At 66.3% G+C, this 25545-nt stretch carries 26 protein-coding genes; 20 read left to right on the plus strand and 6 right to left on the minus strand.

Going from position 1 to position 25545, the window contains the following annotated elements:
- Window positions 1-64 precede the first annotated feature (64 nt).
- Window positions 65-505, minus strand: a complete 441-nt coding sequence (locus ACSFBF_RS29130; protein WP_435473089.1) for a hypothetical protein — start codon at window positions 503-505, stop codon at window positions 65-67.
- Between the two features lie 10 nt (window positions 506-515).
- The gene (locus tag ACSFBF_RS29135; protein ID WP_435473091.1) at window positions 516-1520 is read right to left on the minus strand and encodes a M35 family metalloendopeptidase; all 1005 of its coding nucleotides are present in this window, start codon (window positions 1518-1520) and stop codon (window positions 516-518) included.
- A gap of 232 nt (window positions 1521-1752) precedes the next feature.
- Between ACSFBF_RS29135 and ACSFBF_RS29140 the strand changes: the two genes are divergently transcribed.
- The 3 genes from ACSFBF_RS29140 (at window position 1753) to ACSFBF_RS29150 (ending at window position 3660) form a co-directional block, all read left to right on the plus strand.
- Complete coding sequence (locus ACSFBF_RS29140) at window positions 1753-2322, plus strand: DUF3455 domain-containing protein (RefSeq protein WP_435473093.1); 570 nt, start codon at window positions 1753-1755, stop codon at window positions 2320-2322.
- Between the two features lie 100 nt (window positions 2323-2422).
- Window positions 2423-2947 carry a sigma-70 family RNA polymerase sigma factor gene (locus ACSFBF_RS29145; RefSeq protein ID WP_435473240.1) on the plus strand — a complete coding sequence of 175 codons (525 nt, stop codon included), beginning with the start codon at window positions 2423-2425 and terminating at the stop codon, window positions 2945-2947.
- Window positions 2944-3660, plus strand: a complete 717-nt coding sequence (locus ACSFBF_RS29150) for an anti-sigma factor (RefSeq protein WP_435473095.1) — start codon at window positions 2944-2946, stop codon at window positions 3658-3660. Before ACSFBF_RS29145 ends, ACSFBF_RS29150 begins: the two co-directional genes overlap by 4 nt.
- On the opposite strand, the gene ACSFBF_RS29155 is transcribed toward ACSFBF_RS29150, so the two are convergent.
- On the minus strand, window positions 3647-3814 hold the full coding sequence (locus ACSFBF_RS29155; protein WP_435473097.1) for a hypothetical protein: 168 nt from the start codon (window positions 3812-3814) through the stop codon (window positions 3647-3649). The two genes, ACSFBF_RS29150 and ACSFBF_RS29155, sit on opposite strands and share 14 nt — an antisense overlap.
- Window positions 3815-3896: 82 nt before the next feature.
- Here ACSFBF_RS29155 and ACSFBF_RS29160 point away from each other — a divergent pair, with 82 nt between their 5' ends.
- Entirely contained in the window at window positions 3897-5018 is a 1122-nt protein-coding gene (locus ACSFBF_RS29160) for a PDDEXK nuclease domain-containing protein (protein WP_435473099.1), read from the plus strand.
- On the opposite strand, the gene ACSFBF_RS29165 is transcribed toward ACSFBF_RS29160, so the two are convergent.
- Window positions 5005-6198, minus strand: a complete 1194-nt coding sequence (locus ACSFBF_RS29165; RefSeq protein ID WP_435473101.1) for an MFS transporter — start codon at window positions 6196-6198, stop codon at window positions 5005-5007. The two genes, ACSFBF_RS29160 and ACSFBF_RS29165, sit on opposite strands and share 14 nt — an antisense overlap.
- An 85-nt stretch (window positions 6199-6283) precedes the next feature.
- Between ACSFBF_RS29165 and ACSFBF_RS29170 the strand changes: the two genes are divergently transcribed.
- Entirely contained in the window at window positions 6284-6913 is a 630-nt protein-coding gene (locus tag ACSFBF_RS29170; protein ID WP_435473103.1) for a 2-hydroxychromene-2-carboxylate isomerase, read from the plus strand.
- A gap of 9 nt (window positions 6914-6922) precedes the next feature.
- Here ACSFBF_RS29170 and ACSFBF_RS29175 read toward each other — a convergent pair whose 3' ends face one another.
- Complete coding sequence (locus ACSFBF_RS29175) at window positions 6923-7840, minus strand: LysR family transcriptional regulator (RefSeq protein ID WP_435473105.1); 918 nt, start codon at window positions 7838-7840, stop codon at window positions 6923-6925.
- Window positions 7841-8033: 193 nt separating this feature from the next.
- Between ACSFBF_RS29175 and ACSFBF_RS29180 the strand changes: the two genes are divergently transcribed.
- The 11 genes from ACSFBF_RS29180 (at window position 8034) to ACSFBF_RS29230 (ending at window position 18740) form a co-directional block, all read left to right on the plus strand.
- Entirely contained in the window at window positions 8034-8687 is a 654-nt protein-coding gene (locus tag ACSFBF_RS29180; protein ID WP_435473107.1) for a hydrolase, read from the plus strand.
- Between the two features lie 26 nt (window positions 8688-8713).
- Entirely contained in the window at window positions 8714-9007 is a 294-nt protein-coding gene (locus ACSFBF_RS29185) for a DUF1427 family protein (RefSeq protein WP_435473109.1), read from the plus strand.
- 95 nt (window positions 9008-9102) lie between these two features.
- A complete protein-coding gene (locus ACSFBF_RS29190) occupies window positions 9103-10995 on the plus strand; it encodes an amidohydrolase (RefSeq protein ID WP_435473242.1) in 1893 nt (630 codons plus the stop codon).
- Between the two features lie 5 nt (window positions 10996-11000).
- On the plus strand, window positions 11001-11399 hold the full coding sequence (locus ACSFBF_RS29195; RefSeq protein ID WP_435473244.1) for a DoxX family protein: 399 nt from the start codon (window positions 11001-11003) through the stop codon (window positions 11397-11399).
- Window positions 11392-12993, plus strand: a complete 1602-nt coding sequence (locus tag ACSFBF_RS29200; RefSeq protein WP_435473111.1) for an MFS transporter — start codon at window positions 11392-11394, stop codon at window positions 12991-12993. The genes ACSFBF_RS29195 and ACSFBF_RS29200 overlap by 8 nt, the downstream gene beginning before the upstream one ends.
- 72 nt (window positions 12994-13065) lie before the next feature.
- Window positions 13066-13941 carry a diaminopimelate epimerase gene (dapF, locus tag ACSFBF_RS29205; protein ID WP_435473113.1) on the plus strand — a complete coding sequence of 292 codons (876 nt, stop codon included), beginning with the start codon at window positions 13066-13068 and terminating at the stop codon, window positions 13939-13941.
- Window positions 13938-14642 (plus strand): DUF484 family protein, encoded by a 705-nt coding sequence (locus ACSFBF_RS29210; RefSeq protein ID WP_093056297.1) that lies wholly within the window; start codon window positions 13938-13940, stop codon window positions 14640-14642. Before dapF ends, ACSFBF_RS29210 begins: the two co-directional genes overlap by 4 nt.
- Window positions 14639-15277: a YdcF family protein gene (locus ACSFBF_RS29215; RefSeq protein ID WP_435473115.1), complete on the plus strand. Its 639-nt coding sequence runs from the start codon at window positions 14639-14641 to the stop codon at window positions 15275-15277. Before ACSFBF_RS29210 ends, ACSFBF_RS29215 begins: the two co-directional genes overlap by 4 nt.
- Before the next feature lie 119 nt (window positions 15278-15396).
- Window positions 15397-16350 carry a tyrosine recombinase XerC gene (locus ACSFBF_RS29220; RefSeq protein WP_435473117.1) on the plus strand — a complete coding sequence of 318 codons (954 nt, stop codon included), beginning with the start codon at window positions 15397-15399 and terminating at the stop codon, window positions 16348-16350.
- A gap of 10 nt (window positions 16351-16360) precedes the next feature.
- The gene (locus ACSFBF_RS29225; RefSeq protein ID WP_435473119.1) at window positions 16361-17584 is read left to right on the plus strand and encodes a class I SAM-dependent rRNA methyltransferase; all 1224 of its coding nucleotides are present in this window, start codon (window positions 16361-16363) and stop codon (window positions 17582-17584) included.
- 109 nt (window positions 17585-17693) lie between these two features.
- Complete coding sequence (locus ACSFBF_RS29230) at window positions 17694-18740, plus strand: CobW family GTP-binding protein (RefSeq protein WP_435473121.1); 1047 nt, start codon at window positions 17694-17696, stop codon at window positions 18738-18740.
- A 75-nt stretch (window positions 18741-18815) separates the two neighbouring features.
- Here the strand turns inward: ACSFBF_RS29230 and ACSFBF_RS29235 are convergent, their stop codons facing one another.
- On the minus strand, window positions 18816-20324 hold the full coding sequence (locus ACSFBF_RS29235) for a YdgA family protein (RefSeq protein WP_435473123.1): 1509 nt from the start codon (window positions 20322-20324) through the stop codon (window positions 18816-18818).
- A 383-nt stretch (window positions 20325-20707) separates the two neighbouring features.
- On the opposite strand from ACSFBF_RS29235, the gene dksA reads away from it, so the two are divergent.
- From dksA to hslU, 4 genes are read left to right on the plus strand one after another with little or no spacing between them, the layout of a single operon-like run.
- Complete coding sequence (gene dksA / locus ACSFBF_RS29240) at window positions 20708-21682, plus strand: RNA polymerase-binding protein DksA (protein ID WP_435473246.1); 975 nt, start codon at window positions 20708-20710, stop codon at window positions 21680-21682.
- 49 nt (window positions 21683-21731) lie between these two features.
- The gene (locus ACSFBF_RS29245) at window positions 21732-23411 is read left to right on the plus strand and encodes an STAS domain-containing protein (protein ID WP_435473125.1); all 1680 of its coding nucleotides are present in this window, start codon (window positions 21732-21734) and stop codon (window positions 23409-23411) included.
- Between the two features lie 58 nt (window positions 23412-23469).
- Window positions 23470-24015, plus strand: coding sequence for an ATP-dependent protease subunit HslV (hslV, locus tag ACSFBF_RS29250; RefSeq protein WP_056508874.1), 546 nt, complete (start codon window positions 23470-23472; stop codon window positions 24013-24015).
- Window positions 24016-24017: 2 nt separating this feature from the next.
- Complete coding sequence (hslU, locus tag ACSFBF_RS29255; protein ID WP_435473127.1) at window positions 24018-25340, plus strand: ATP-dependent protease ATPase subunit HslU; 1323 nt, start codon at window positions 24018-24020, stop codon at window positions 25338-25340.
- The last annotated feature ends 205 nt before the right edge of the window (window positions 25341-25545 follow it).

Raw genomic sequence — 25545 nt, forward strand, 5'->3', positions numbered from 1 at the left:
TCCTGTGAATTTGACTTTGTGTTGAGTCGAGCGCTTCGACGTCGGTTTGCACTTGGAACTTGCGTTAACGCTCCAAGCCATCCGGAAGGCCGGGATTGCAGTCCGGCAGTTTTGAGGTCTTCAGGTCTGGATAGAGCTGAATCGCAGCGAAGTCATTGACTTCAACGTCGGAACTCTTCTTCTCTCGGTAGCCATGCGCAAACTTCTCAACATCGAGAGGTACGGGGAAAAGATTCTTCAGTGCGAGCGCCACATTGTCGGCACGCGCTCTTGCGAGTTGTGCGGCCTCTTTCGGCGTTCTTTCCGGTGATTTGGCGGTAGCGCCTGCTTCGACACCTGCGCTCGTGTACTTCGCAAACATCGCGTTCGCGTTGCCGATCCATCCGGCTAGCCGCGCGATCTGAGTACGGTCCAGATCCGCAGAGCCATCCGCAAATGTCAGCGTGATCTGAATGATTCTCTGGCATGCCGAGGCATAGCTGCAAGCTGCGAACAAAGCCAGCATCAGAAGCCACTTAACTCGCATAGAACACCTCGTCCCACACAACATAGCCAGTAATACTGTCCGCGTTAGTTTTCATGCCTTTGGGATCCGTTTTCGCTGCGGAACGAGATTGACTCAAGTGGTTCAGCGTATCGAGACTACCAAAGGTATCGTTGAAGTGCGTTACTTCGTGGATGAGCGTCGATAGCTGCGAATCGAGATTCGCAGCAACGTCCCGCAGAGTACAAAATGAGACGTTGATTGCGATGGTTCGCGTTGCAATGTCTGGCTTGCAGACCATCGCGATCGTACTTTGATCATGTTTTGGCACGATGCAGCTGAGCTCCTTGCCCTCATCGGTGAGGCGAACGAAGTTCTTGCAAGTGAATCCCCTCAACACTGATTCGCACGAGGCCAAGCCCTTCTGCAGATATTCCCGCATGGGTTGGTCGGCCACACCGAACCATTCCTTTACCCGCGACATATCGTCCTCGTTCCAACGCGCCAGCTCGGGAAGGCGTTTCTTTGCAATGAGCGATACCGCCTTGTCTCGCAAACCCAGTATCCCGTCGCAGAACTGCCTGTTGGTCATGTTGGGACAGATGTTCTCTGTCTGTTCCGCCTCGGACGGGTGATTCACCGCCGCGTCGACTATCTTCTTGCTCGCTGCGACGGTCACGGAGTCTCCGGAGAACCATCCCGGCGATGCGATCAAGCTGGCGCTGAAAGCCCCAACTGCTGCGGCCACGCCGTCGTCGTAGATCGCCGAGAACTGCAGCGTTGCTACGAGCGGCTGCGGCACTGGACAGTGACACACCACCACGTCCCCCTCCAGCGCTACCTCCGATATGAACTGCGGGCGCCGTGGCCCTCCCGCCTTGGCGATGATGCCGACGCTGTTGCATCCCTCGCAGTAGGCCCTGCCGCCGATCAATGCGGCGCGATGGCCAAACAGGTCGAGCATCGGGCCGTCGTAGGGCAGCACTCGCCCGCCAGAAGCCGGCGGATCGCCGACCACAAGAACCTTTCGATCCATTCAATACACCCAGAGTTGATGACTCGGGAGGTGTACGTGGCCGAGCGAGTAAGCACTGTTGTCTATCGTTAAACGCCCGTTCGTATTTCACGGTGCGACGCACATTCGATTCAAGGCTCGTTGCTCGCAAGAAAAATCTTTCGCACCCCCTGCATCCAAACCCACTCCTGGCGTGTAGACCCTTCAGCAGCGAGGAGCTGCTGCTGCCCATCTACAACCCAGGAGTATTTCCATGCACACCTCCCGTCCCACCCGCTCGTTCGCCGTTCTCGGCGCCGTCTCCGCTGCTGCCGCCGTACTCGCCGCCTGCGGCTCGATGTCTTCAGGCCCCACCTTCAACCAGTCCAGCCTGCCGCCAACCATCCAGGTGCCGGCCGGCAACAAGGTCGCCATGGAAACCGTCGGCAAGGGCGACATCACCTACGAATGCCGCGACAAGGCCAACACCCCCGGCCAGACCGAATGGGTGTTCGTCGGCCCCGACGCCAAGCTGTGGGACCGCGGCGGCAAGCAGGTCGGCAAGTACTACGGCCCGCCGGCCACCTGGGAGTCGAACGACGGCTCCAAGCTCACGGCCACGCAGCTGGCTGTCGCACCCTCGGGGCCGACCAGCCTGCCGTTCCAGCTCGTGAAGGCCAACCCGGCCGTGGGCTCGGGCGCGATGACGGGCGTTACCTACATCCAGCGCGTGGCGCTGCAGGGCGGCGTGGCTCCGGCTGCCGTGCCGTGCACGCCGGCCACCAAGGGCCAGAAGCAGGTCGTGCAGTACCAGGCCGACTACATCTTCTGGAAGGCGTCCTGATCGGCGGGTAATTCAGCAGTGGGGCCATTGGCTCCACTACCATCGGCCGGTGCAAAACCCGCCGCCCACCGCCGCGCCTTTCGACTACGACGCCGCTCTCATGGCTTGCGCCCGCGGCGACCGTCAGGCTTTGCAGCAGCTGTACCAGCGCGAGAGCCGTTATCTGATGGGCGTGGCGCTACGCATCGTGCGCCAGCGTCAGCAGGCCGAAGATGTGTTGCACGACGCGTTCATCAGCATCTGGCAGCGCGCGGAGAGTTTCAATCCGGCGCGCGGCGAAGGCCGCGGGTGGGTCTACAGCGTGGTGCGCAATGCGGCGCTGAACATGGTGCGCAGCGGCGCGCGCCAGGTGGACGTGAGCGAAGACGCCGCCGAAGCCATCGACGACCAGGCTGCGCTGGCGGCATACGCCTCGGCCGGCGATCCGTTCGAATTGCGCGCCGATCTGGGCAGGCTCGACAACTGCCTGAAAGGGCTGGAGCCGGCGCGGCGTGATTGCATCCTCTATGCGTATGTCGAAGGCTGCTCGCATGGCGAGATCGCCGAGCGGCTGCAAACGCCGTTGGGCACGGTGAAGGCCTGGATCCAGCGCGGCATGCGTGCGCTGCGGGAGTGCATGGCATGAGCGGCAGCAACAACCCGACCGACGACGACATCGACGCACTGGCAGGCGAGTACGTGCTGGGCACGCTGTCGACCGGTGCGCGTGCGACGGTCGAAGCGCGCATGCATAACGAGCCGGCATTGCGCGAAGCCGTGCAGGGCTGGGAGGTGCGACTGTTGCCGCTGACGGCGCTCGCTCCGCCGGCGGACCCGTCGCCTGCACTGTGGGCGCGCATCGAGCAGAGCCTTGGCAACGTAGCGGAGCTGAAGCCCGCGCGTCCGTCGGCCTTCTCCAGCTGGTGGAACAACCTTCAACTGTGGCGCGGCCTGGCCGCAGGCGGGTTCGCCGCCGCCGCGCTGATGGTCGCCGTGCTTGTCATGCGCCCGTTGCCGCAGCCGCAGTACATGGTGGTGCTGGTCGCCCCGCAGGACAAGTCGCCGGGCTGGGTGATTCAGACCACCTCGTCGCGTCAGCTGAGCCTCGTGCCGCTGGGCACCTTCGAGGTGCCGCCGCAGAAGGCGCTGCAGTTCTGGACCAAGGCCGATCAGTGGCGTGGCCCGGTGTCGCTGGGGCTGGTCAAGCAGGGGCAGACGCTGCGCATTCCCATCGACAAGCTGCCGCCGCTGGAGCCGAACCAGCTGTTCGAGCTCACGCTGGAGCCCGAGAACGGCTCGCCGATCGACCGGCCGACCGGGCCGATCCAGTTCATCGGGCGTGCGGTCAAGGTGATGTAGCGGCGGCCTTCCTGCTGGCCACGGCAGCGGCAATGCCGATGGCCCCCACCAGCAGGCACAGCGAAAAGATCACCGGGGTGGTCTTGCCGTAGTCCTGCACTGGAATGATCCGGTGCCGGTTGATGCGGGCGTTGATACTGTGGACGAGTGTCAACCGGCTAGGAATTTGTCACACAGGCTGCAGTTTTGCTGTCGGGTTGGCGAGGCGCGTGCGATTGCGTGCTGTCATGCCGACGATGAACCACCGCACCGAAATTTCGACCGACTACGCCACATTCATCGGAGAGTTGAAGGCGCGCGTTGCCGCTGCGCGCCTGTCGGCCGCTCGTGCGGTGAACCGCGACCTGATCTCACTGTACTGGGACATCGGCAAAGCCATCGTCGAGCAGCAACGCACGCAGGGCTGGGGGCAGTCGGTGGTCGAGCAGATTGCTCGGGACTTGCGAGCGTCGTTTCCGGGCACGCAGGGTTTCTCTGCGCGGAACGTGTGGGACATGCGTCGGTTGTATGAGGAATACACCGGGTCGGAAATTCTGCGACAGGTTGTCGCAGAAGGTGGAAAACGGCCGCCGAAGCAGGGTGCTGTGGCGCAGTCTTCGGTTCGAGCCGAAGAACTTCTGCGGCAGCTTGTCGCAGAAGTTCCCTGGGGCCATCACCTGCTATTGCTGAGCAAGCTCGGCGACCTTGCCCAGCGTCTTTTCTATCTGCGAGCGGTTGCTGCGTTTGGTTGGAGCCGCAACGTGCTGCTCAACCAGATCAAGGCTCAGGCGTACGAACGGTCGCTTGCCGAGGGGAAGAGTCATAACTTTCCGCTTGCGTTGCCGGACCACCTGGCCGAGCAGGCTGAGGAAGCGCTGAAGAGCAGCTACAACCTCGAGTTCCTGGGCATACGCCAGGCCGTCAAGGAGCGCGAACTCGAGAGCCAACTGATTGAAAAGCTGCGGGACTTTATTCTGGAGTTGGGCTACGGCTTCTGCTTCATCGGCCGCCAGCATCGGCTGACTTTGGGGCGCAATGAGTACTTCATCGATCTGCTCTTCTATCACCGCTTCCTGAAATCCCTGGTCGCCGTTGAACTGAAGATCGGCAGTTTCGAGCCGGAATATGCGGGCAAGATGGACTTCTACCTGAACCTGCTCAATGAGAAGGAACGTGCGCCAGACGACGCCCCTTCCATCGGAATCATCCTGTGCGCTGAAAAGGACGGCCTGGAGGTGGAGTTCGCTCTCAAGAGCAAGTCGAACCCCATCGGGGTGGCCGAGTATCAGCTGCAGGGCAAGCTGCCCACGGAGATGAGGGGCAAGCTTCCCTCGCCGCGGCAGTTGCGGGATATCGTGCGCGCCGTCAAGGTTCCGTAGCCGGCGTCCGGCGACTTGCCACGGCAGCGGCGATGCCGATGGCCCCCACCAGCAGGCAAAGCGCAAAGATCACCCCACGCGTCTGCGTAGCATCGGCAAACGCTCCGACGATCAACCCCGCCAGCGGCTGCGTCAGGTTGTTCAGCAGCACGATCACTCCGGTGGTCTTGCCATAGTCCTTCGCCGGAATGATCCTCTGCCGGTGGATGCGGATGTAGATGCTGAACATCTTGTCGAACCCGATCACCAGCAGGAAGCCGGCCGCATAGCCCCAGTGGCTGGTGCTCGCGGCCGTCAGCAGGCCGCCGGCCAGTATCAGCAGGTAGGCGGTAATGCCCATGTGCTTCAGCGCGATCGACCCTCGGATGATCGCCAGCAGGATCACGATGGTGGCCATTGCCCCGAGCGTCTGCAGCCACGCGTAATAGGGGGCCGAGCGCTGGTGCAGCCCGGTGACCATCGCGGCGGAAGAGGCCAGCGTGGTGCCGAGCATCAGGTTCACGCCGGCCGTCAGCATGGTCAGCCGCAGCAGGCCCGGCAGGCGCAGCAGGTGGCCGAGTGCGGTGGCGATGGGTTTCAGCAGATGCTGCCCTGGCTCGCCTTGCGGCTCGTGCAGCTCGACGGGGTTGCCGCGCCGCCACCAGGCGGTGGCTACGTCGGCCAGCAGGAACAACGCCGCCGCTGCGCCCACTGCCGCCTGCCACGGCCACACGGCAATCAGCGCAGCCGCCAGCAGGGGGCCGAGCACCATGCCGGTCTGGTCGGCGGTCTGCGCGGAGGCCAGCACCTTGTCGAAGGCCAGGCCCCGGGTGCCGCTGGCGATCTGCGGGAGCATCACCTCGCGGGCCATCATTCCCTGCGTGGTGAGCACGCCGCACACGGCCGACAGGCCCACGAGCCAGCCGATGCCGCCCATGGCCTCGTTGCCCAGCACAAGCACGCACACCAGCGCGCGAAACACCTGGCTGCCGCGCAGCAGCTTCAGCGGCGAGATGCGGTCGCACAGCGCGCCGCAAACGGGAAACGAGAGAAAGCGCGGCAGCGTTTCGGCCGCGAAGGCGTAGCCTGACCACGCCACGTCCTGCGTCACCTGGAACACCACGAGCGGCACCAGGAACAGCAGGATCTGGTCAGCCAGCTTGGAGACGAAGAGCGAGAAGAGAAAAGCCGGAAACTTCATCGTGCCGGCATGGCCTGCGCTGACCCCGAGGGGAGAAGGGTGGGGAGCGCGGTGGCGTCGGGCATGCGCTGAAGATAATCGAAACATGATCGCGCTCGACTGCTACTACAGCCTCTCTTCCCCCTGGGCCTACCTCGGCGGCCCGCAACTTCAAGACATCGTGCGCCGCCACCACGTGCGGCTCACGCTCAAACCCTACGACTTCCAGGCGGTGGTGCCGCAGACCGGCGGCATTCCGCTGAAGACCCGGCCCGAGCCGCGCCGCACGTACCACGCGCTGGAGCTCGCTCGCTGGAGCGACTACCTCGGCATGCCGCTGAACCTGGCGCCCGCGCACTACCCCAAGGGCGCGCCGATCGACCCCAACTGGAACAAATACCCGGGCTGGATGGTGATCGCTGCGCAGTTGCAAGGGCTCGATGCTCAGCCGCTGTCGCATGCGCTGCTGCGCGCACTGTGGGCCGAGGAGCGCGACACCTCGCAGGCCGAAGTGCGCATCGCCGTGGCCGACGAGACCGGCTACGACGGCGCCTCGCTGCAGGCGCTGGAGCAGGCGGCCGAGACACTGGCGGCCTACCGGGTCTACAGCGCGGAGGCGGTGGAGGCGGGTGTGTTCGGGGCGCCGACGTTCATATTGAACGGGGAGCGGTTCTGGGGGCAGGACCGGTTGGCGTTCCTCGACCGGGCGCTGGACAAGCTGCGCGCGGCGGGCTGACGCTCCCCCTCACTGCCACCCGGCCGATCGCGGCAGCAGCGCCGGCACCAGCGTGCGGTTCATCCGCTCGCGCCACCAGCGTAGCGCTTGCCCTTGCGCGCCGGTCTTCCAGGCCAGCCAGAAGGCCTCGGGCGGGCGCGGCTCCTCGGTGGGCAGCTCGACCAGCGTGCCGCGCTTGAGTTCGTCCGCGATGCAGGCGCGCGGCAAGAAGCCGTGGCCCAGGCCGGCGACTTGGCAGGCGATCTTCGCGGGCATCGACGGCACGGTGATGCGCGGCTGGCCGGCCAGCAGCCCGACGGTGCGGTCCGACAGCGTGCGTGCGCTGTCGCCCACCACGATGGCGTTGTGCTCCAGCAGGTCGCCGCGCTGCAGCGGGCGGTCGAGCCGCGTGAGCGGGTGCGAGGGCGCCACGCAGAAGGCGAAGTCGAGGCTGCCCACGGTCACCGCCTGGTAGCCGCCGCCGGCCGGGCCTTCGCCCGCGGCGATGACGATGTCGGCGCGCCCCTCGCGCAGCGCCTCCCAGCTGCCGGTGAGCGCCTCGCAGCCGATGCGCAGCCGCGTGCCACAGCGCAGGTCTTCAAAAGCGCGGATGTCGTCGATGAGCGCGTGCGTGGGAATCAGCGAGTCGTGCACGAGGCGCAGCTCCGACTCGTAGCCGGTGGCAATCAGCCGCATGCGCGATTCGAGGTCGCTCGCGGCGCTGAGCAGCCAGCGGCCCTCCTTGAGCATTTCTTCGCCGGCGGCGGTGAGCGTTACGCGTGGGCCGTTGCGCTCGAACAGCAGCATGCCCAGTTGTTCCTCCAGTTTGCCCACGGCGTAAGAGATGGTGGAGGGCACCTTGTTCAGGCGCGCGGCGGCGGCGGCGAAGGAGCCGTGGCGGGCGATGGCGTCGACGACCTCGATGGCTTCCAGGCTGAGTTTGAGCACGCTGCGGTTCCTTGAAAGAAGAAGGAAGGGTTAAGTGGGAAATCGATGATCGAAAACTTCGATGATTGAAGGTGAAAAGTTTCGTCGATGACGGCTTGATGGACCTTGATGATTCATCCCGTGCCAAGGAGATTGCCTCCGAAAGCAAATTGTGAATCGAATCGAACATCCATTCAACCCGAAGGAGCTTCCCATGACCGTCAAAGCAACCCCTACCGCCGGCGCCAAGCTGCTCACCCCCACCGATCACACGCTGGTGATGATCGACTTCCAGTCGCAGATGGCCTTTGCCACGCATTCCATCGACGCCGTGAACCTGCGCAACAACGCCGCGCTGGTGGCGCAGGCGGCGGCCGGCTTCGGCGTGTCGACCGTTCTCACGACGGTGGCCGAGAAGAGCTTCTCGGGCCCGATGTTCAGCGAGATCACCGACGCCTTCCCCGGCCAGAAGATGCTCGACCGCACCTCGATGAACACCTGGGAAGACGCGGCCGTGATCGAGCGCGTGAATCAGATCGGCAAGCCTCGCATCGTGCTGGCGGGCCTGTGGACCAGCGTGTGCATCGTCGGCCCCGCGCTGTCGGCGCTCGACCAGGGCTTCGAGGTGTACGTGATTGCCGACGCCTGTGGCGACGTGTCGGCCGAGGCGCACAACCGTGCGATGGAGCGCATGGTGCAGGCCGGCGCGCAGCCGATGACCTCGCTGCAATACCTGCTCGAGCTGCAGCGCGACTGGGCCCGCGGCGACACCTACGAGCTGACCACCGGCATCGCGAAGAAGGTGGGCGGCGCCTATGGTCTCGGCGTGACCTACGCCAAGACCATGTTCGGCGCGCACGAGGGTTGATCGACAACACCGAGGCCGAAGAGATCATGAAGCCCTATGTCCTGTCGCTCGCGCTCGGCCTGCTGGTCGGCGTGATCTACGCACTGTTCCAGGTGCGCTCGCCGGCGCCGCCGGTCATCGCCCTGGTGGGGCTTCTCGGGATCCTGCTCGGAGAGCAGATCCCGCCGCTCATCAAGAGCGTGATCAAGCCCGATGCGGTGGCCACCTCGTGGCTGCACCACCAGGTCAAGCCGCACGTGTTCGGCGAACTGCCGAAGTGCGCGCAGCCGACGGCGGGGAACACCGCCGAAGCCCAGTCTTCCGGCAGGCGCGACGCATGAAGCCGTCCGCAGACCCCAGCCGCCGGCGCCTCCTCGGAGCGCTCGGCGCCACCCTCGCAGCCCCCGGCCTTGCCGTCGCCTCTTTCTCCGACAACATGACCACCAACACCGAAACCCCAGATCTGATCCTGCACAACGGCCGTTTCACCACGCTGGACCGCGCCAACCCCGTGGCCGACGCCGTGGCCATCAGGGACAGCCGCTTCATTCGCGTCGGCCGCGCAGAAGACGTGCTGCCGCTGGCCGGCAGCGCCACCCGCGTGATCGACCTGCACGGCAAGCGCGTGCTGCCGGGGCTGATCGACAACCATCTGCACATCATTCGCGGTGGTCTGAACTACAACATGGAGCTGCGTTGGGACGGCGTGCGCAGCCTGGCCGATGCCATGTCGATGTTGAAGCGGCAGGTGGCGGTCACGCCCGCGCCGCAATGGGTGCGCGTGGTGGGTGGCTTCACCGAGCACCAGTTCGTGGAAAAGCGCCTGCCGACCATCGAGGAGCTGAACGCCGTCGCGTCCGACACGCCGGTCTTCATCCTGCACCTGTACGACCACGCGCTGCTCAACGGCGCCGCGCTGCGCGCAGTGGGCTACACCAAGGACACGCCCGCGCCGCCCGGCGGCGAGATCGTGCGCGACAGCGCCGGCAACCCCACGGGCCTGCTGCTGGCCAAGCCGAACGCGGCCATCCTCTACGCCACGCTGGCCAAGGGGCCGAAGCTGCCCTTCGACTACCAGCTCAATTCCACGCGCCACTTCATGCGCGAGCTCAACCGCCTCGGCGTAACCGGCGCCATCGACGCGGGTGGTGGCTTCCAGAACTACCCCGACGACTACGCCGTGATCCAGAAGCTGGCCGACGACGGGCAGCTCACGATCCGCCTGGCCTACAACCTGTTCACGCAGAAGCCCAAGCAGGAGAAGCAGGACTTCCTGAACTGGACCGCCAACTCCAAGTACAAGCAGGGCGACGACTACTTCCGCCACAACGGCGCCGGCGAGATGCTGGTGTTCTCGGCCGCCGACTTCGAGGACTTCCGCCAGCCGCGCCCCGACATGGCGCCCGAGATGGAAGGCGAGCTCGAAGAGGTGATTCGCGTGCTGGCGCAGAACCGCTGGCCCTGGCGCATGCACGCCACCTACGACGAGACCATCAGCCGCTCGCTCGACGTGTTCGAGAAGGTCAACAAGGACACCCCGCTGGCTGGCCTGAACTGGTTCTTCGACCACGCCGAGACCATTTCCGAGAAGTCGATCGACCGCATTGCGGCGCTCGGCGGCGGCGTGGCGGTGCAGCATCGCATGGCCTACCAGGGCGAGTATTTCGTCGAGCGCTACGGTGCCGGCGCGGCCGAGGCGACGCCGCCCGTGAAGCGCATGCTCGAAAAGGGCCTGAAGGTCTCGGCCGGCACCGACGCGACGCGGGTGGCTTCATACAACCCGTGGGTGTCGCTGTCGTGGCTGGTCACGGGCAAGACGGTGGGCGGCCTGCAGATCACGCCGCAGCGCAACCTGCTCGACCGCGAACAGGCGCTGCGCATGTGGACCGAGAACGTCACCTGGTTCTCGAACGAGGAGGGCAAGAAGGGCCGCATCCAGGCCGGCCAGCTCGCCGACCTCGTGGTGCCCGACCGTGACTTCTTCGCCTGCCCCGAATCGGAGATCGCCGACACCACGGCGCTGCTCACGATGGTGGGCGGCAAGGTGGTCTACGGCGCAGGCCCCTTCGCCGCGCAAGACGAAGGCGCACCGCCGCCGGCCATGCCCGACTGGTCGCCCGCGCGCACCTTCGGCGGCTATGCCGGCTGGGCCGATCCCGAAGGGGCGCCGCTGCAGAAGGTAATGCGCAACGCCGCCATGTCCTGCGCCTGCGCCAACAACTGCAACGTGCACGGCCACAGCCACGCGACGGCCTGGAGCAGCAAGCTGCCCATTGCCGACCTGAAAAGCTTCTGGGGCGCGCTCGGCTGTGCCTGCTGGGCGGTGTGATGACGATGCGCTGGACCACCTCACCTGCGCTGCGCTGGATCGCCTTGCTGCTGCTGTGCGCCGCCTACCTGCAGGGCGGGCTGAACAAGGCGATGGACTTCAACTCGGCCCTCGCCGAGATGAAGCACTTCGGCCTGTCGCTCGCCGGCCCGCTGGCCGTGGCGGTCATCGTGCTGGAGCTCGGGGCTTCGGCGCTGATCCTCACGGGGCGTCTGCGCTGGCTTGGCGCACTGGCGCTCGCGGGCTTCACGTTGATGGCGACTTTCGTGGCGCTGCGCTTCTGGGGCATGCCCCCGGGGCAGGAGCGCTTCATGGCGGCAAACTCCTTCTTCGAACATTTCGGGCTGGTCGGCGGCTTTTTGCTCGTCGCCTGGCATGACCTGAAGGAGCGTGCCCATGTCTGAATCTTCGCCCGCGGCGACCGTGCCGGCACCGCAACCCGGCGCCTTCGCGCCGCTTCGCCAGCCGGTGTTCGCGGTGCTCTGGGCCGCCACCGTGCTCGGCAACATCGGCAGCTTCATGCGCGACGTGGCCAGTTCGTGGCTGGTGACGGACCTGTCGGCCAACCCGACGGCAGTGGCGCTCATCCAGACGGCGGCCACGCTGCCGATCTTCCTGCTCGCGATTCCGGCGGGGGTGCTGTCGGACATCCTCGACCGGCGGCGCTTTTTGATCTTCGTGCAAGTGGTGCTCGCGGCGGTGAGCGGCGCGCTGCTGGTGCTCTCTCATACCGGAGCGCTCACGGTTGAATACCTGATCGCGCTGACCTTCGTGGGCGGCATCGGCGCGGCGCTGATGGGGCCGACGTGGCAGTCGATCGTTCCGGAACTGGTGCCACGCGCGGACCTCAAGGGCGCGGTGGCGCTGAACTCGCTGGGCATCAACATCGCACGCTCCATCGGTCCGGCGGCGGGCGGGCTCATTCTTGCGAGCTTCGGTGCGGCTGCCACCTATGGCGTCGATGTGCTGAGCTATGTGTTCGTGATCGCGGCGCTGCTGTGGTGGAAGCGCCCGGCGCCGGTGGACAGCGGCCTGTCGGAGAACTTCTTCGGCGCCTTCCGCGCCGGCCTGCGCTACACGCGGGCGAGCAAGGAGCTGCACGTGGTGCTGCTGCGCGCGGCGGTGTTCTTCCTGTTCGCCAGCTCGGTGTGGGCGCTGCTGCCGCTGGTGGCGCGGCAGATGCTCGGCGGCAGCGCGGGCTTTTACGGCGTGCTGCTCGGTGCCGTGGGGGCAGGCGCCATCGGCGGTGCGCTGGTGCTGCCGCGCTTGCGGGCGCGGCTCGATGCGGACGGCATGCTGCTGCTGGCCGCGCTGCTCACCGCGGCCGTGATGGGCAGCCTGGTCTTCGCGCCGCCGAAGTGGCTGGCGGTGCTGCTGCTGTTGCTGCTGGGCCTGGGCTGGATCGTTGCGCTGACCACGCTCAACGGCGTGGCGCAGTCGATCCTGCCGAACTGGGTGCGTGGGCGCGGGTTGGCCGTGTACCTCACGGTGTTCAACGGCGCGATGGCTGCGGGCAGCCTGGGCTGGGGCCTGGTGGCGCAGCAGATCGGCGTGCCGGCCACGCTGGTGGCGGGGGCGGTGGGGCTCGTGGTGGCCGGGCTGATCTTCCATCGCGTGCGGCTGCCGGCCGGCGAGGCCGACCTGCAGGCGTCGAACCACTGGCCCGAGCCGCTGCTGGCCGAGCCGGTGGCGCACGACCGCGGGCCGGTGATGGTGCAGGTCGAGTACCGCATTCGCAAGGAAGACCGCCCGGCGTTCCTGCAGGCGATGAAGCGCCTGTCGTTCGAGCGCCGCCGCGACGGCGCCTATGCCTGGGGCGTGCACGAGCACACGGCCGACCCGGAGCGGGTGATGGAGTGGTTCCTCGTCGAATCGTGGGCAGAGCATTTGCGCCAGCACCACCGCGTGTCGCAGGCCGATGCCGACCTGCAGGGCGAGGCGCTGCGTTTTCATATCGGGCCGGGCAAGCCCGAGGTGCATCACTTCCTTGCGCTGTAGGCGGAGGGCCCGAGCGGCGTGAGCTTTGGGCCCGTGGTCGTCAAGGGCAGTGCCGGTGGCGATAATCCCGGGATGCGAATCCGCTTTACCAAGATGCAGGGAGCCGGCAACGATTTCGTCGTGCTGGACGAAACGCGCGGCACGCTGGGCCTCAGCGCCGCGCAATACCGCTTTCTGGCCGACCGCCACTTCGGCGTCGGCGCCGACCAGATCCTGACCGTGCGGCCTTCGCCCGCGGCAGGTATCGACTTCCAATACGTGATCCACAACTCCGACGGCGGCGAGGTGGAGCAATGCGGCAACGGCGCGCGCTGCTTCATGCGCTTCGTCAACGAACACCACCTGACCGACAAGACGCAGGTGCGCGTGCAGACGCTGTCCGGCGTGATCGAGCCGCGCATGGGTGTCGACGGCCGCGTGACGGTCGATATGGGCGCCCCCGTCTTCGAACCCGCGCGCGTGCCCTTCGACGTCGCCGGGCTCGACCCGCAGCCTGAAGGCGGCTGGCACAAGTGGCACCTTGCCCTTGGCACACGTGCGGGCACCGCTATCGTTTCGGTAGCGGTCCTGTCGATGGGCAACCCGCACGCGGTGCAGGTGGTCGACAACGTAGACGCCGCCCCGGTGGCCGAGCAGGGTCCGCAGATCGAGCACCATCCGCGCTTTCCGCAGCGGGTGAACGCGGGCTTCATGCAGGTGGTCGACCGCTCCAACATCAGGCTGCGGGTATTCGAGCGCGGCGCCGGCGAAACGCTGGCCTGCGGCACGGGCGCCTGCGCGGCGGTGGTGGCGGGCATCCGGCTCGGCCTGCTGGAGCGCCGGGTCGACGTGCAGACGCACGGCGGCATTCTCACGATCGAGTGGCAGGGAGAGGGGCAGCCGGTGCTGATGACCGGGCCGGCCACCACGGTCTTCGAAGGTGACATCGAGGTGCCGGAGCTGCCATGACGACCAACTTCACGAACAACAACGACGCCAACGCCATGAACCCGATCACCGAAGACGACATCGCCAACTACCTGGCGAACACGCCCGACTTCTTCGAGCGCCATGCCCAGCTGCTGGCGCAGGTGCAGCTCACCAGCCCGCACGGCAACCGCGCCGTGAGCCTGCAGGAGCGCCAGGCCGAGATGCTGCGCGAAAAAATCAAGGCGCTGGAGCACCGCCTGATGGACATGGTGCGCCACGGCACCGAGAACGTCGTCATCGCCGACCGCCTGCAGCGCTGGACCAAGGGCCTCTTGACCACGCGCGATCCGCGCAGCCTGCCGTACCGCATTGCGGTCGACCTGCAGTCGCTGTTCCTGGTGCCGCAGACGGCCATCAAGGTGTGGGACTGCGGCAGCGAATACCTGAACGAGGCCTATGCCCAGTGGGTGAGCGACGACGTGAAGGCGCTGGCCACCTCCCTGACTTCGCCTTACTGCGGGCTCAATTCGGGCTTCGAGGCGGCCAACTGGCTGCCCGAGCCGCAGGCCGCGATGTCGATCGCGCTGATTCCGCTGCGCCCCGACGCCGAGTCGCCGGCCTTCGGCATGCTGGTGCTGGCGTCGCCCGACGCGCAGCGCTTCAACGCCGAGATGGGCACCGATTTTCTCGAGCGCATCGCCGAGCTGGCCTCGGGCGGACTTTCGCGGCTGCGTCCTTGAAACGCCCGCGCTGGTTGCGGCGGCCCTGGCAGGTCGTGCTGGCGGCTGGCGGGGTGCTGGTCGTGGCGCTGGCATACGTGGTCGCCTGGGCGGTGGCTTGGCAGCGTGCCGAGGAACTGCTGGCGAATCCGCCGCAACGCCCAGCCGACGCCGCGCTGATCCTGGGTAGCCGGGCCTACCTTCACGGCAAACCGAACCCCTGTCTCACGGGGCGGGTCGACACAGGCATCGCGCTGGCGCAGGCCGGTGTCATCAGACAGCTGGTGTTTACCGGCGGTGTCGACTCGGAAGACGGGCGCATCGAGGCCGAAGTCATGCACCAGCATGCGATGGCCGTGGGCTTCGCCGGCCCGATGCTGCTGGAGAGCGGCTCGACGTCCACGCGCCTGAATCTGGCGCTGTCTACGCCCGTCCTGCAGTTGGCCGGTGTCCGAAGCGTGGTGATCGTGTCGGAGCCGTATCACTTGTGGCGCACCGAGCGGCTGGTGAAGATGAGCGGGTTCGACAAGACCTTCGACGTGCAGTACGCCGCTGCGCCAACTTCCTGCTGGCGCACCTGGGGCATGCTGTTCAAAGGCGCATTGCGCGAGCCGGCAGCCATCATCAACAATGCCGGCCATGGCTACTTGTTCTAGCGCGCCCCCAGGCTTCGCGCACTTCGTGTCGCTGCGCCAACCCCCTCGCCGGGGGCAATACCAGCGGCCCGGCAAAGCCGGTTCCGCGGTATTTCTGAGCCGGCACTCCCGCTGAGCAAATGGACTGGATCGAAAAATACCTGGAGCATGTGCGCGTCGAGCGCCGGCTCGCGGCGCGCACGGTCGAGCTCTATGCCTTTCACCTGCAGGCCCTGCGCGAGCGTGCCGCCGAGGCAAAGCTGCCGCTGGACCGCGTGCAGACCGCCCACGTGCGCCGCTGGATGGCGCAACTGCACAGCGCCGGGCGCGAGCCGCGCGGCATTGCGCTGGTGCTGTCGTGTTGGCGCAGCTTCTACCGCTGGCTGGGCAATGAAGGGCTGATCGGCTTCAACCCCGTGCAGGACGTGCACGCGCCCAAGGCCGGCCGGCCGCTGCCCAAGGCCCTGGGCGTGGACGACGCGGTGCGGCTCGCCGAGCTGTACGACCCCGAGGCCGACCCGTGGACCGAGGCGCGTGATGGCGCCATCGTCGAGGTGCTCTACGGCTGCGGCCTGCGTGTGAGCGAGCTCACGGGGCTCGATGCGCAGGCGAGCAACACGGCGCGGGGCTGGGTCGATCTGGATGCGATGGAAGCCAGCGTGCTCGGCAAGGGCAGCAAGCGCCGCATCGTGCCGATGGGCAGCAAGGCGGCCGAGGCGGTGCGCGACTGGCTCGCGGTGCGCGGCGATTGCGCCGGGCTGACCACCGCCCGGCTGCGCGACCCGCAAGCCGCGGCTGCGCTCTTCATCAGTGCCAAGGGCATGCGGATGTCGTCGCAGGCGGTGTGGAAGCTGCTGCGCGAGCGCAGCCTCAAGGCCGGCCTCGCGGCGCCGGTGCATCCGCACATGCTGCGCCATTCGTTCGCGAGCCACGTGCTGCAATCGAGCAGCGACCTACGCGCGGTGCAGGAGCTACTGGGCCACGCGAACATCGCGACCACGCAGGTCTATACGCGGCTGGATTTCCAGCATCTGGCGAAGGTCTACGACGCTGCACACCCCCGTGCGAAGGCCAAGCCAGAGAACGACAAGTAAGCAAAGAACAATGAAAACACTTCGCCTCAAACCCGGCAAAGAGCGCTCGATGCAGCGCCGCCATCCGTGGGTCTTCGAATCGGCCATTGCACGCGGTGGCGCGGATTCTGGCGAGACGGTGCGCGTCGAGTCGCATGAGGGCGCCTTCCTCGCATGGGCCGCCTTCAGCCCCATCTCCAAGATCCGCGCGCGGGCCTGGAGCTTCGTCGAAACGCAGCGCATCGACGCGGCTTTCTTCGCCTCGGTGTGCGCCCGTGCCGTGGCCGCTCGTGGCCTGTTCGACCTGCAGAGCGACGGCGTGCGGCTGGTGCACGGCGAGGCCGACGGCCTGCCGGGGCTGATCGTCGACCGCTACGGCGACACGCTGGTGGCGCAGTTTCTCTCGGCCGGCGTCGAGCGCTGGAAAGATGTTCTGGCCGACGCGCTGCTCAAGGCCACGGGCCTGAGCAAGCTCTACGAACGCTCCGACGCCAGCGGTCGCGAACGCGAGGGCCTGAAGCCCGTCACGGGCTGGCTGCGCGGCGATGGCCCCACCGAAATCATCATTCGCGAGCACGGCTGGAAGCTGTCGCTCGACATCGCGACCGGCCACAAGACCGGCTTCTACCTCGACCAGCGCGACAGCCGCCAGCGTTTCGCCGAGCTGGCGCAGCACCGGCGTTTCCGGCGCGTGCTGAACTGCTTCTGCTACACGGGCGGGTTCACCGTCGCAGCGCTGGCGGGGCTGAAGGCCGCGGGTGCGCTCGAAGGCACGGAGCTGGTGTCGGTCGATTCATCGCTGCCCGCGCTGGAGCGGGCGCGTGGCCATCTCGCGCTCAACGGCTTTGACGGCATCGGGGGGCAGGGCATACAGACCGAGTTTCTGGACGCCAACGTCAACACCGTGCTGCGCGAGTTCATCGACCAGGGCCGCACCTTCGATGCGATCGTGCTCGACCCGCCCAAGTTCGCGCCCACGGTGGCGCATGCCGAGCGCGCCGCGCGGGCCTACAAGGACATCAACCGGCTGGCGCTGAAGCTGCTGGAGCCGGGCGGCGTGCTGCTGACCTTCTCGTGCTCGGGCGGCATCAGCGCCGACCTGTTCCACAAGATCGTGGCCTCGGCGGGGCTCGATGCGGGCGTCGACGGCTACATCGCCGAGCGCCTGGGCGCCGCGCCCGACCATCCGATGACCATCGAGTTTCCCGAGGGGGAGTACCTGAAGGGCCTGGTGGTGGTCAGGAAGCCTGCCTGAAGCCGGCTTGACCCTGCCACCAACGCAACTCAGTGGCATTGGCTAAACTGCCGGGCCACGCCTTTCCCTAGCCCCATTTCCTGTTTTCCGCTTCCGGAGCACTATTTCCATGGCCCTCATTCCCGCGACCATCCTCACCGGCTTTCTCGGCTCGGGCAAGACCACGCTGCTCAAACGCATCCTGACCGAGGCCCACGGCCAGAAGATCGCGGTCATCGAGAACGAGTTCGGCGAGGAGAACATCGACAGCGACATTCTCGTGACCGAGTCGAAGGAGCAGATCGTGCAGATGAGCAACGGCTGCGTCTGCTGCACCATCCGCGAAGACCTGCGCGAAGCGCTGCAAATGCTGGCCGCCAAGAAGCGCCAGGGCCTGCTCGATTTCGACCGCGTGGTGATCGAGACCACCGGCCTGGCCGACCCCGGCCCCGTGGCCCAGACCTTCTTCATGGACGACGAGATCGCCGAGAGCTACCTGCTCGATTCGATCCTCACGCTGGTCGACGCCAAGCACGCGCCGCAGCAGCTCAACGATCGCCAGGAAGCACGCCGCCAGGTGGGTTTTGCCGACCAGATCTTCATCAGCAAGAGCGAGCTGGTGTCGGCCGAAGAGACCGATGCGCTCATTCACCGCCTGAAGCACATGAACCCGCGCGCGCCGCAGCAGAAGGCGCATTTCGGCGACGTGCCGCTGAAGGACATCTTCGACCTGCGCGGCTTCAACCTGAACGCCAAGCTCGACATCGACCCCGACTTCCTGAAGGAAGACGACCACGACCATCACGACCATGACCACGCGCATGGCGAGGCGTGCGACCACCCCTCGCACAAGCACGAGGGCCACCATCACCACACGGACGACGACGTCAAGAGCTTCGTCTACAAGGCCGACCGCGCGTTCGATCCGGCCAAGCTGGAAGACTTTCTGGGCGCGATCGTCAACATCTACGGCCCGCGCATGCTGCGCTACAAGGGCGTGCTGAACATGAAGGGCACCGAGCGCAAGGTGATCTTCCAGGGCGTGCACCAGCTGATGGGCAGCGACCTGGGCCCCGAATGGGGCAAGGACGAGGCGCGCCAGAGCCGCATGGTATTCATCGGCATCGAGCTGCCGCGCGAAATTCTCGAGCAGGGGCTGGAGCAGTGCCTGGTCTGAGCTGAAGGCTTCCTGAAATAGAAAACGGCGCTGGCCCCAAAAGGCCAGCGCCGTTTTACTTGAGCCGTAGCAGGCTTATTTGCCCGTCGCGCCCATCCCGCCCAGCGGCTTGCCGTTGACCTTCAGGCTGCCTTCACTGAACTCGACCTGGCCGGTGACGTCGTCGCCGTCCCGCTTCACGAAGCCGCTTTCTTCGCCTTGCTCGACCAGGCCCGCCACCATTTCGGGCGGGGGCGTCTGGCCGCTCTCTGCGCCGGTCTCGGCCAGCTTTTCGAGCCACTTCATGGGCACGCGTGCATGAGCCTTGAGCACGCCGCGCTTCATGAGCAACGCGGTGCCAGGCATCTGCAGGTCTTCATCGGTCACGCCGGCCATGCTGACCGTGTAGCCGATTTCGGCACGCTTGCCGTCGATCTCGACCAGCATCTTGTCGAGGCCGGCCTCGGGGCCGTACTTGGCCATGGCCTTGAGGTCGGGGGCCAACTGCTCGGCCAGCGCCTGCATGGCGGCTTGGGAGGCTTTGCTGCCGCCCTTGCCGCAGCCGCTGGCAGGGCTGGATTGCATCCAGGCGTCGGCCAGTTTCTTGTAGCCGGCGGCGTGGATGCGGCGCGCACTGCTGGTCAGCTCGAACTTGTCGATCTTCGTCTCGCCGATCTTGCCGGTGCCCCTGAACGTGCCGCTCGACGCATAGAGGCCGTCCTTGGTGCTCGCGTCGCCGACCAGTTCGATGTTCTGGAGCAAGACCGTCGGCAGCGCTTTTGGCGGTTCTGCCTGTGCGGCGCCGTCCTCGGCAGCCTTCTTCTTGACGGCGAACTCAAGGGTGTCGAGGCGGCCTTCGGTCTTGCCGGTGGCCAGGAACCAGCCGGCGCTCATGTCCATGTCGGCCTTGGCGGAGAGCTTGCCCATCTTCATGGTCACGCCGCTACGCGCGTCGCTGAAGTCCAGGCCAGGCACGGTCAGGTCGTAGCGCGCCTGGGTGCGCGCGGCGTTCACTTCCAGGCGGGCTTGCACGCCTTGCCAGTCGAGGCGGCCCTTGCCTTCTTCGACCAGCTTGGCGGGCGCGACGGTCAGGTCGGTCGTGAAGGCGCCGCCGAAGCCGACCTTGGTGCGCGCGCTCAGGGGCTTGGCGTCGCCGAACAGCTTTTTCGCCTCGGCCTGCGTCTTCTCGTCGAGCACCAGTTCGCTGTCGATGGTGGCTGCCGCCAGCGTGCCGCCGGCCAGCGGGCCGTGGTGGATGGTGTCGCGGATGGTCAGGCGCAGTTGCTTCGGCGGCTTGATGCCGGGGCCTTCCTCTTCGTCTGCTTCAGCTTCCTCGCCCTCTGCGGGCTTGTCGGCAGCGGCTGCTGCTGCCGGGGCGGCGGTATCGGTTGCGCAGCCGATTTCCAGCGTCACGGTGCTGACGGCGCCGAAGAAGCCGCGTTCGTATTTGCGCTCAGTCACGCGCACCAGCGCGGTCTGTTTCGGCAGCTCATCGAAGGCGATGTCGTAGCGCGACTTGATCTGCGTGCCGGCCCACCAGGTGCTGCCGCCGTAGGCGACGGCGATAGCCGCGGCCAGGACTCCCAAAACTACTTTCTTGTTCAAGATTTGCTTTCTTTTTGCGAATGAACGGATAGGCCCCCTGCGCCATATGGACAAAGGCTCGGGGCCGCGCTGCTCCCACAGACAGCGCCGCGCGATGCTAACGGAGTTGGCCGGCACGCCGAGACATCGCCCGCGCCTGCGAGTTCTCTATACAATCGCGCGCCTGTTCCGGCAGCCATGTCCAGTTCTCGTGGACAAGATGTGACTTCCGGCACGGGGCGCCGCACGTTCCTGGTGGGCTTTCGGGGGTATAACCCCGGGGTTCGCCACTGGCGAGCACCCCGACAACGGGGAGTCTGCGCGGTCTGAAAGCCGCAAGTGGCTCCCATGGGAGGAGACACCCAGTGAAAGCGCGTTCCAGTTCGACCAAGGAGCCAGTCACCGTGAAGAAACCCGCCGCCAAGGCCACGCCAGCACCCAAGCCCGCCACAAAGAAGGCGCCGGCTGCGAAGCAGGCTGTACCTGCGGCCAAAAAGGTTTCCGCCACCGCACATGGCTCTGCAGCGAAGGAGAAAAGCGCGCCGTCCAAAAAGCCCGCAGCACCACCGGCCAAGGCCGCGACCGCTGCGACCAAGAAGTCCGCCAAGCCTGCAACTGCCGCCACCAAGACCGCAGGCGCGGGCTCATCGTCATCCAAACCCGTCGGCCGCCCTGCTGCCGTTATTTCTGCCCCCTCGATCCCCATGAAAAAAACGGCTGCCGCCTCCACTTCCGCCCCGGCGACACCCTCGATGCCCGTTCAAACCGCCACGCCCGCACCTGCAGCGCGTGGTGGCCGTGTGTCCCGGCTGTCGCAACTGACCGTGCCCTCGATGCCGCAATCGGTGGCATCGACCGCCGCCAAGTCCAGCTTCTCGCAGGCGCCTTCCACCGCGCTGGTGCCGCCGCCGCCTCTGGCCGTGAAGAAAGACCCGAAGCTGGCCAACAACTGGAAGACCAAGACGCCCTCGGAGCTGAGCGACGCCGAAGTCATCGCCATGCCCGACGACGAGTACATGAACGAAAAGCAGATGGCGTTCTTCCGCCTGAAGCTCGAAGAACTCAAGCGCGGCATCCTCGAGAACGCCGGCGAGACCACCGAGCATCTGCGTGAAGACACGGTGGTCGTGCCCGACCCGGCCGACCGCGCCACCATCGAGGAAGAACACGCCCTCGAGCTGCGCACCCGCGACCGCGAGCGCAAGCTGCTCAAGAAGATCGAGCAGTCGATCCAGCGCATCGACGCCGGCGACTACGGCTACTGCGACGAGACCGGCGAGCCCATCGGTGTCGGCCGCCTGCTGGCTCGCCCGACCGCCACGCTGTCGCTCGAAGCGCAACAGCGCCGCGAGCTCAAGCAAAAGATGTTCGGGGATTGAAACAGGGTCAAGGTAGATAGAGCCCAGCGACTTCGATAGCCTTCGCCGAATGCCAAAGGAAGAATCGGGCCGCCTTTTTTCCAAGGTGGCCAAATTTGTCCGCAATCCCCTGAAGGATTGGTCGGAGCTGGATGCCCCTGCCTCCGCCTCGACCTCGGACTCCTCACTGCCCGCCCAGACCTACAGCCGCGAGATGCTGAAGGAGATGATCGAGCGGCGTCAGCGCAACGATTTCGTGCGCCGGCGCGAGTTCGACATGCTGCGCAAGCTGCGCCAGCGCGAGGCCGCCGCCCATGCCTTCGAGGCGACGGTCACGCCGTCTTCCTTCAACGTCAACAGCACCTCCGAGAAATCGGAGGGCCGCGCGCTCACGCTCAAGAAGATCGACGAGATCGAGCAGCAGATGTCGCAGCAGTGGTGGAAAGGGCGGGGCCCGAACGGCGAAACGCTGGTCAACCCGCCGCCCGACGCCGGCGCCGAGACGCTGCCGCCGGTGCATACCGACGATCTGCTGTCCGAGCCCGCCGTGTTGCCCATCATCCCGCCGGCGGCTGCAGCCGAGGCCGGTGGCGACGCCCCGGCGGTGGCCGCCAGCGTGCCGCTGCTGTCGTCGCGCCTTGCACATGACGGCGCGCTGGAAGAAGCGGTGATTCGCTTCGCGCACGGCGACGACGCCGGCGCCGAAGCCATCCTGTTGCAGGCTCTGGCCTCCACCGAGGGCACGACGCCCGTCGAGGGTGGGCACGACGCCGCGGCCGAACGCGACGACAACCGCTGGCGCGCCCTGTTCGATCTGTACCGCGCGACCGGCGATGCTGCCAAGTTCGCGGCCGCCCGCATGCGCTATGCGCAGCGCATGCGGCGCATGGGCCCCGACTGGGTCTCGCTCGATGAGCTGGCCCGCAGCGTCAAGGCCGTCACTGCCAGCGAAGAGGCGGCCGGGGCCGCCGCCGAGGGCAGCAGCGCCCATGCCGACTGGACCTGCCCCACGCGCCTGGCGCGCGAAGGCCTGATGGAGCTCACTCGTGCGCTGTCGAAGGCCGGCTCGGTGTGGACGCTCGACTGGCGCGGGCTGCACGCCGTCGAGCCCGAGGCGGCCGCGCCGCTGCGCGTGCTGTTCACCCACTGGGCCGATTCGCCGGTGCAACTGCGCTTCATGGGCTCGGCGCAACTGTTGGCCGTGCTGTCCGAGGCCGCGCCCAACAACGAACGCGGCACCGACGACATCTGGTGGCAGCTGCACCTCGCAGCGCTTCGCTTGATGCACCTGCCCGACGACTTCGAGCTGGTGGCGCTCAACTACTGCATCACCTACGAGGTGTCGCCGCCTTCCTGGCAGGACCCGAAGGGCGAATGCACCACGCTGGCTGCGCCGCCGGCCAGCCGGCCCAGCTCGGTGTGGTCGCTGCTGTCGGTCGGCGGCGATTCCGAGAGCTTTCCGTCCACCGACAGCGGTTTTGCCGCGCTGGCGGGCGATCTGCGAGGCGAGTCGCTATCGAGCTGGCAACGGCTGGACAACGACCTGCGCCACACCACGTCGCCCGTCATTTCGTGCGCCGCGCTGCTGCGCATGGACCTGGCTGCCGTGGGCACGCTGCTGAGCTGGGTGCGCGCGCGCGATGCCAATGGCGAGCGCGTGCAGTTCGTCGATGCGCACAGGCTCATCGCTGCGCTCTTCAACCTGGTAGGCATTGCCGATCACGCCACGGTAGCGGTTAGAAAAAACTAACGATCCGGCCTGCCCTTGCGCGGGTTGCATTGCCATTGGCCACCCCCAGATGGCTGCGATGGAACAGTTTCACGGCACCACCATCGTGAGCGTGCGCCGCAAGACCCCCCAAGGCGATCAGGTCGCCATCGGTGGGGACGGGCAGGTCACTCTCGGCAATATCGTCATCAAGGGCACGGCGCGCAAGGTGCGCCGCCTCTATCACGGCAAGGTGCTCGCAGGCTTTGCCGGCGCCACGGCCGACGCCTTCACGCTCTTCGAGCGCTTCGAGGCCAAGCTCGAAAAGCACCAGGGGCACCTGACCCGCGCGGCAGTCGAACTCACCAAGGACTGGCGCACCGACCGCGTGCTGCGCAAGCTCGAAGCCATGCTCGCCGTGGCTGACGCCACCACCTCGCTCATCATCACCGGCAACGGCGACGTGCTGGAGCCCGAAGACGGCGTGATCGCCATCGGTTCGGGCGGTGCTTATGCCCAGTCGGCGGCCAAGGCGCTGATCGACAACACCGAGCTCTCGGCCGAGCAGATCGTGCGCAAATCGCTGGCGATCGCCGGAGAAATCTGCATTTACACGAACATGAACCACACGGTGGAAGCGCTCTGACCATGTCCATGACCCCCCAGGAAATCGTCTCCGAGCTCGACAACCACATCGTCGGCCAGCCGGCTGCCAAGCGCGCCGTGGCCATCGCTCTGCGCAACCGCTGGCGCCGCCAGCAGGTCGACGACAAGCTGCGCCACGAGATCACGCCGAAGAACATCCTCATGATCGGCCCCACGGGCGTGGGCAAGACCGAGATCGCCCGACGGCTTGCGCGCCTGGCCGATGCGCCCTTCATCAAGGTCGAGGCCACCAAGTTCACCGAGGTCGGCTATGTGGGCAAGGACGTCGATTCGATCATCCGCGACCTCGCCGAAATCGCTGTCAAGCAGACCCGCGAATCGGAAAGCACCAAGGTGCGCGCGCGTGCCGAAGACGCCGCCGAAGACCGCATCCTCGACGTGCTGCTGCCTCCTGCGCGCGGCGCCGACGGCGCGGCGGCCGACACCGGCAACGCCACCCGCCAGGCCTTTCGCAAGAAGCTGCGCGAGCACCAACTCGACGACAAGGAAATCGAACTCGACCTCGCCGAGACGCGCACCCCGCTGGAGATCATGGGCCCCGCCGGCATGGAGGAAATGACCGAGCAGCTGCGCGGCATGTTCGGCCAGATCGGCGGCGGCAAGCGCAAGACGCGCAAGCTCAAGATCGCCGAGGCGCTGCGCCTGTTGATCGACGAGGAAGCGGCCAAGCTGGTGAACGAGGACGAGATCCGCACGCAGGCGATCACCAATGCCGAGCAGAACGGCATCGTCTTCATCGACGAGATCGACAAGGTCGCTACGCGCAGCGAAGCGCAGGGCTCCGACGTGTCGCGCCAGGGCGTGCAGCGCGACCTGCTGCCGCTGGTGGAGGGCACGGCCGTCACCACCAAGTACGGCGTGGTGCGCACCGATCACATGCTGTTCATTGCGAGCGGCGCCTTCCACCTGAGCAAGCCGAGCGACCTGATTCCCGAACTGCAGGGGCGCTTTCCGATCCGCGTCGAGCTGCAGTCGCTGTCGGTGGCGGACTTCGAAAGCATCCTCACGCAGACCCGCGCGTCGCTGGTGAAGCAGTACCAGGCGCTGCTTGCCACCGAGGGCGTGACGCTCGAATTCACGCCCGAAGGCGTGAACCGGCTGGCCACCATCGCCTTCGAGGTGAACGAGCGTACGGAGAACATCGGCGCACGCCGTTTGTCGACTGTGATGGAGCGCCTGCTGGATGAGGTAAGCTTCGACGCGACCCGTCTCGAAGGGCAATCGATCCGCATCGATGCCGCCTATGTCGACCAGCGCCTTGCGGCACTAAGTCACGACGAAGACCTTTCGCGCTTCATTCTCTGAAGCCGCTTCCTCTTCCCCCTGTAACGGGGGAATCCTTCACGCATCACATTCATTGCGTGAGCTAAGTACTTCATTTTCAACGAAATTCGCCGATTCCATGGTTTTGGAATCGGCGCTAAGTCGTTGATTCCATTACAAAAAATAGCCCAAACGGCCAGTTGCTTCCGAAGTGTTTCCTGCTACAGTGCAAAAAAGTGCAGTTAAG

This window comes from Variovorax nivicola (assembly GCF_051216475.1).
In the GTDB taxonomy this organism is placed as follows: domain Bacteria; phylum Pseudomonadota; class Gammaproteobacteria; order Burkholderiales; family Burkholderiaceae_C; genus Variovorax.

Coding starts and splice junctions, on each gene's coding strand:
- ACSFBF_RS29220 (WP_435473117.1), top strand. CDS start 15,397: ATGGACTGGATCGAAAAATACCTGGAGCATGTGCGCGTCGAGCGCCGG.
- ACSFBF_RS29165 (WP_435473101.1), bottom strand. CDS start 6,198: ATGAAGTTTCCGGCTTTTCTCTTCTCGCTCTTCGTCTCCAAGCTGGCT.
- ACSFBF_RS29140 (WP_435473093.1), top strand. CDS start 1,753: ATGCACACCTCCCGTCCCACCCGCTCGTTCGCCGTTCTCGGCGCCGTC.
- hslU (WP_435473127.1), top strand. CDS start 24,018: ATGTCCATGACCCCCCAGGAAATCGTCTCCGAGCTCGACAACCACATC.
- ACSFBF_RS29195 (WP_435473244.1), top strand. CDS start 11,001: ATGCGCTGGACCACCTCACCTGCGCTGCGCTGGATCGCCTTGCTGCTG.
- ACSFBF_RS29225 (WP_435473119.1), top strand. CDS start 16,361: ATGAAAACACTTCGCCTCAAACCCGGCAAAGAGCGCTCGATGCAGCGC.
- ACSFBF_RS29135 (WP_435473091.1), bottom strand. CDS start 1,520: ATGGATCGAAAGGTTCTTGTGGTCGGCGATCCGCCGGCTTCTGGCGGG.
- ACSFBF_RS29150 (WP_435473095.1), top strand. CDS start 2,944: ATGAGCGGCAGCAACAACCCGACCGACGACGACATCGACGCACTGGCA.
- ACSFBF_RS29170 (WP_435473103.1), top strand. CDS start 6,284: ATGATCGCGCTCGACTGCTACTACAGCCTCTCTTCCCCCTGGGCCTAC.
- ACSFBF_RS29160 (WP_435473099.1), top strand. CDS start 3,897: ATGAACCACCGCACCGAAATTTCGACCGACTACGCCACATTCATCGGA.
- ACSFBF_RS29130 (WP_435473089.1), bottom strand. CDS start 505: ATGCTGGCTTTGTTCGCAGCTTGCAGCTATGCCTCGGCATGCCAGAGA.
- ACSFBF_RS29145 (WP_435473240.1), top strand. CDS start 2,423: ATGGCTTGCGCCCGCGGCGACCGTCAGGCTTTGCAGCAGCTGTACCAG.
- ACSFBF_RS29245 (WP_435473125.1), top strand. CDS start 21,732: ATGCCAAAGGAAGAATCGGGCCGCCTTTTTTCCAAGGTGGCCAAATTT.
- ACSFBF_RS29185 (WP_435473109.1), top strand. CDS start 8,714: ATGAAGCCCTATGTCCTGTCGCTCGCGCTCGGCCTGCTGGTCGGCGTG.
- hslV (WP_056508874.1), top strand. CDS start 23,470: ATGGAACAGTTTCACGGCACCACCATCGTGAGCGTGCGCCGCAAGACC.
- ACSFBF_RS29210 (WP_093056297.1), top strand. CDS start 13,938: ATGACGACCAACTTCACGAACAACAACGACGCCAACGCCATGAACCCG.
- ACSFBF_RS29190 (WP_435473242.1), top strand. CDS start 9,103: ATGACCACCAACACCGAAACCCCAGATCTGATCCTGCACAACGGCCGT.
- dapF (WP_435473113.1), top strand. CDS start 13,066: ATGCGAATCCGCTTTACCAAGATGCAGGGAGCCGGCAACGATTTCGTC.
- ACSFBF_RS29180 (WP_435473107.1), top strand. CDS start 8,034: ATGACCGTCAAAGCAACCCCTACCGCCGGCGCCAAGCTGCTCACCCCC.
- ACSFBF_RS29200 (WP_435473111.1), top strand. CDS start 11,392: ATGTCTGAATCTTCGCCCGCGGCGACCGTGCCGGCACCGCAACCCGGC.
- ACSFBF_RS29230 (WP_435473121.1), top strand. CDS start 17,694: ATGGCCCTCATTCCCGCGACCATCCTCACCGGCTTTCTCGGCTCGGGC.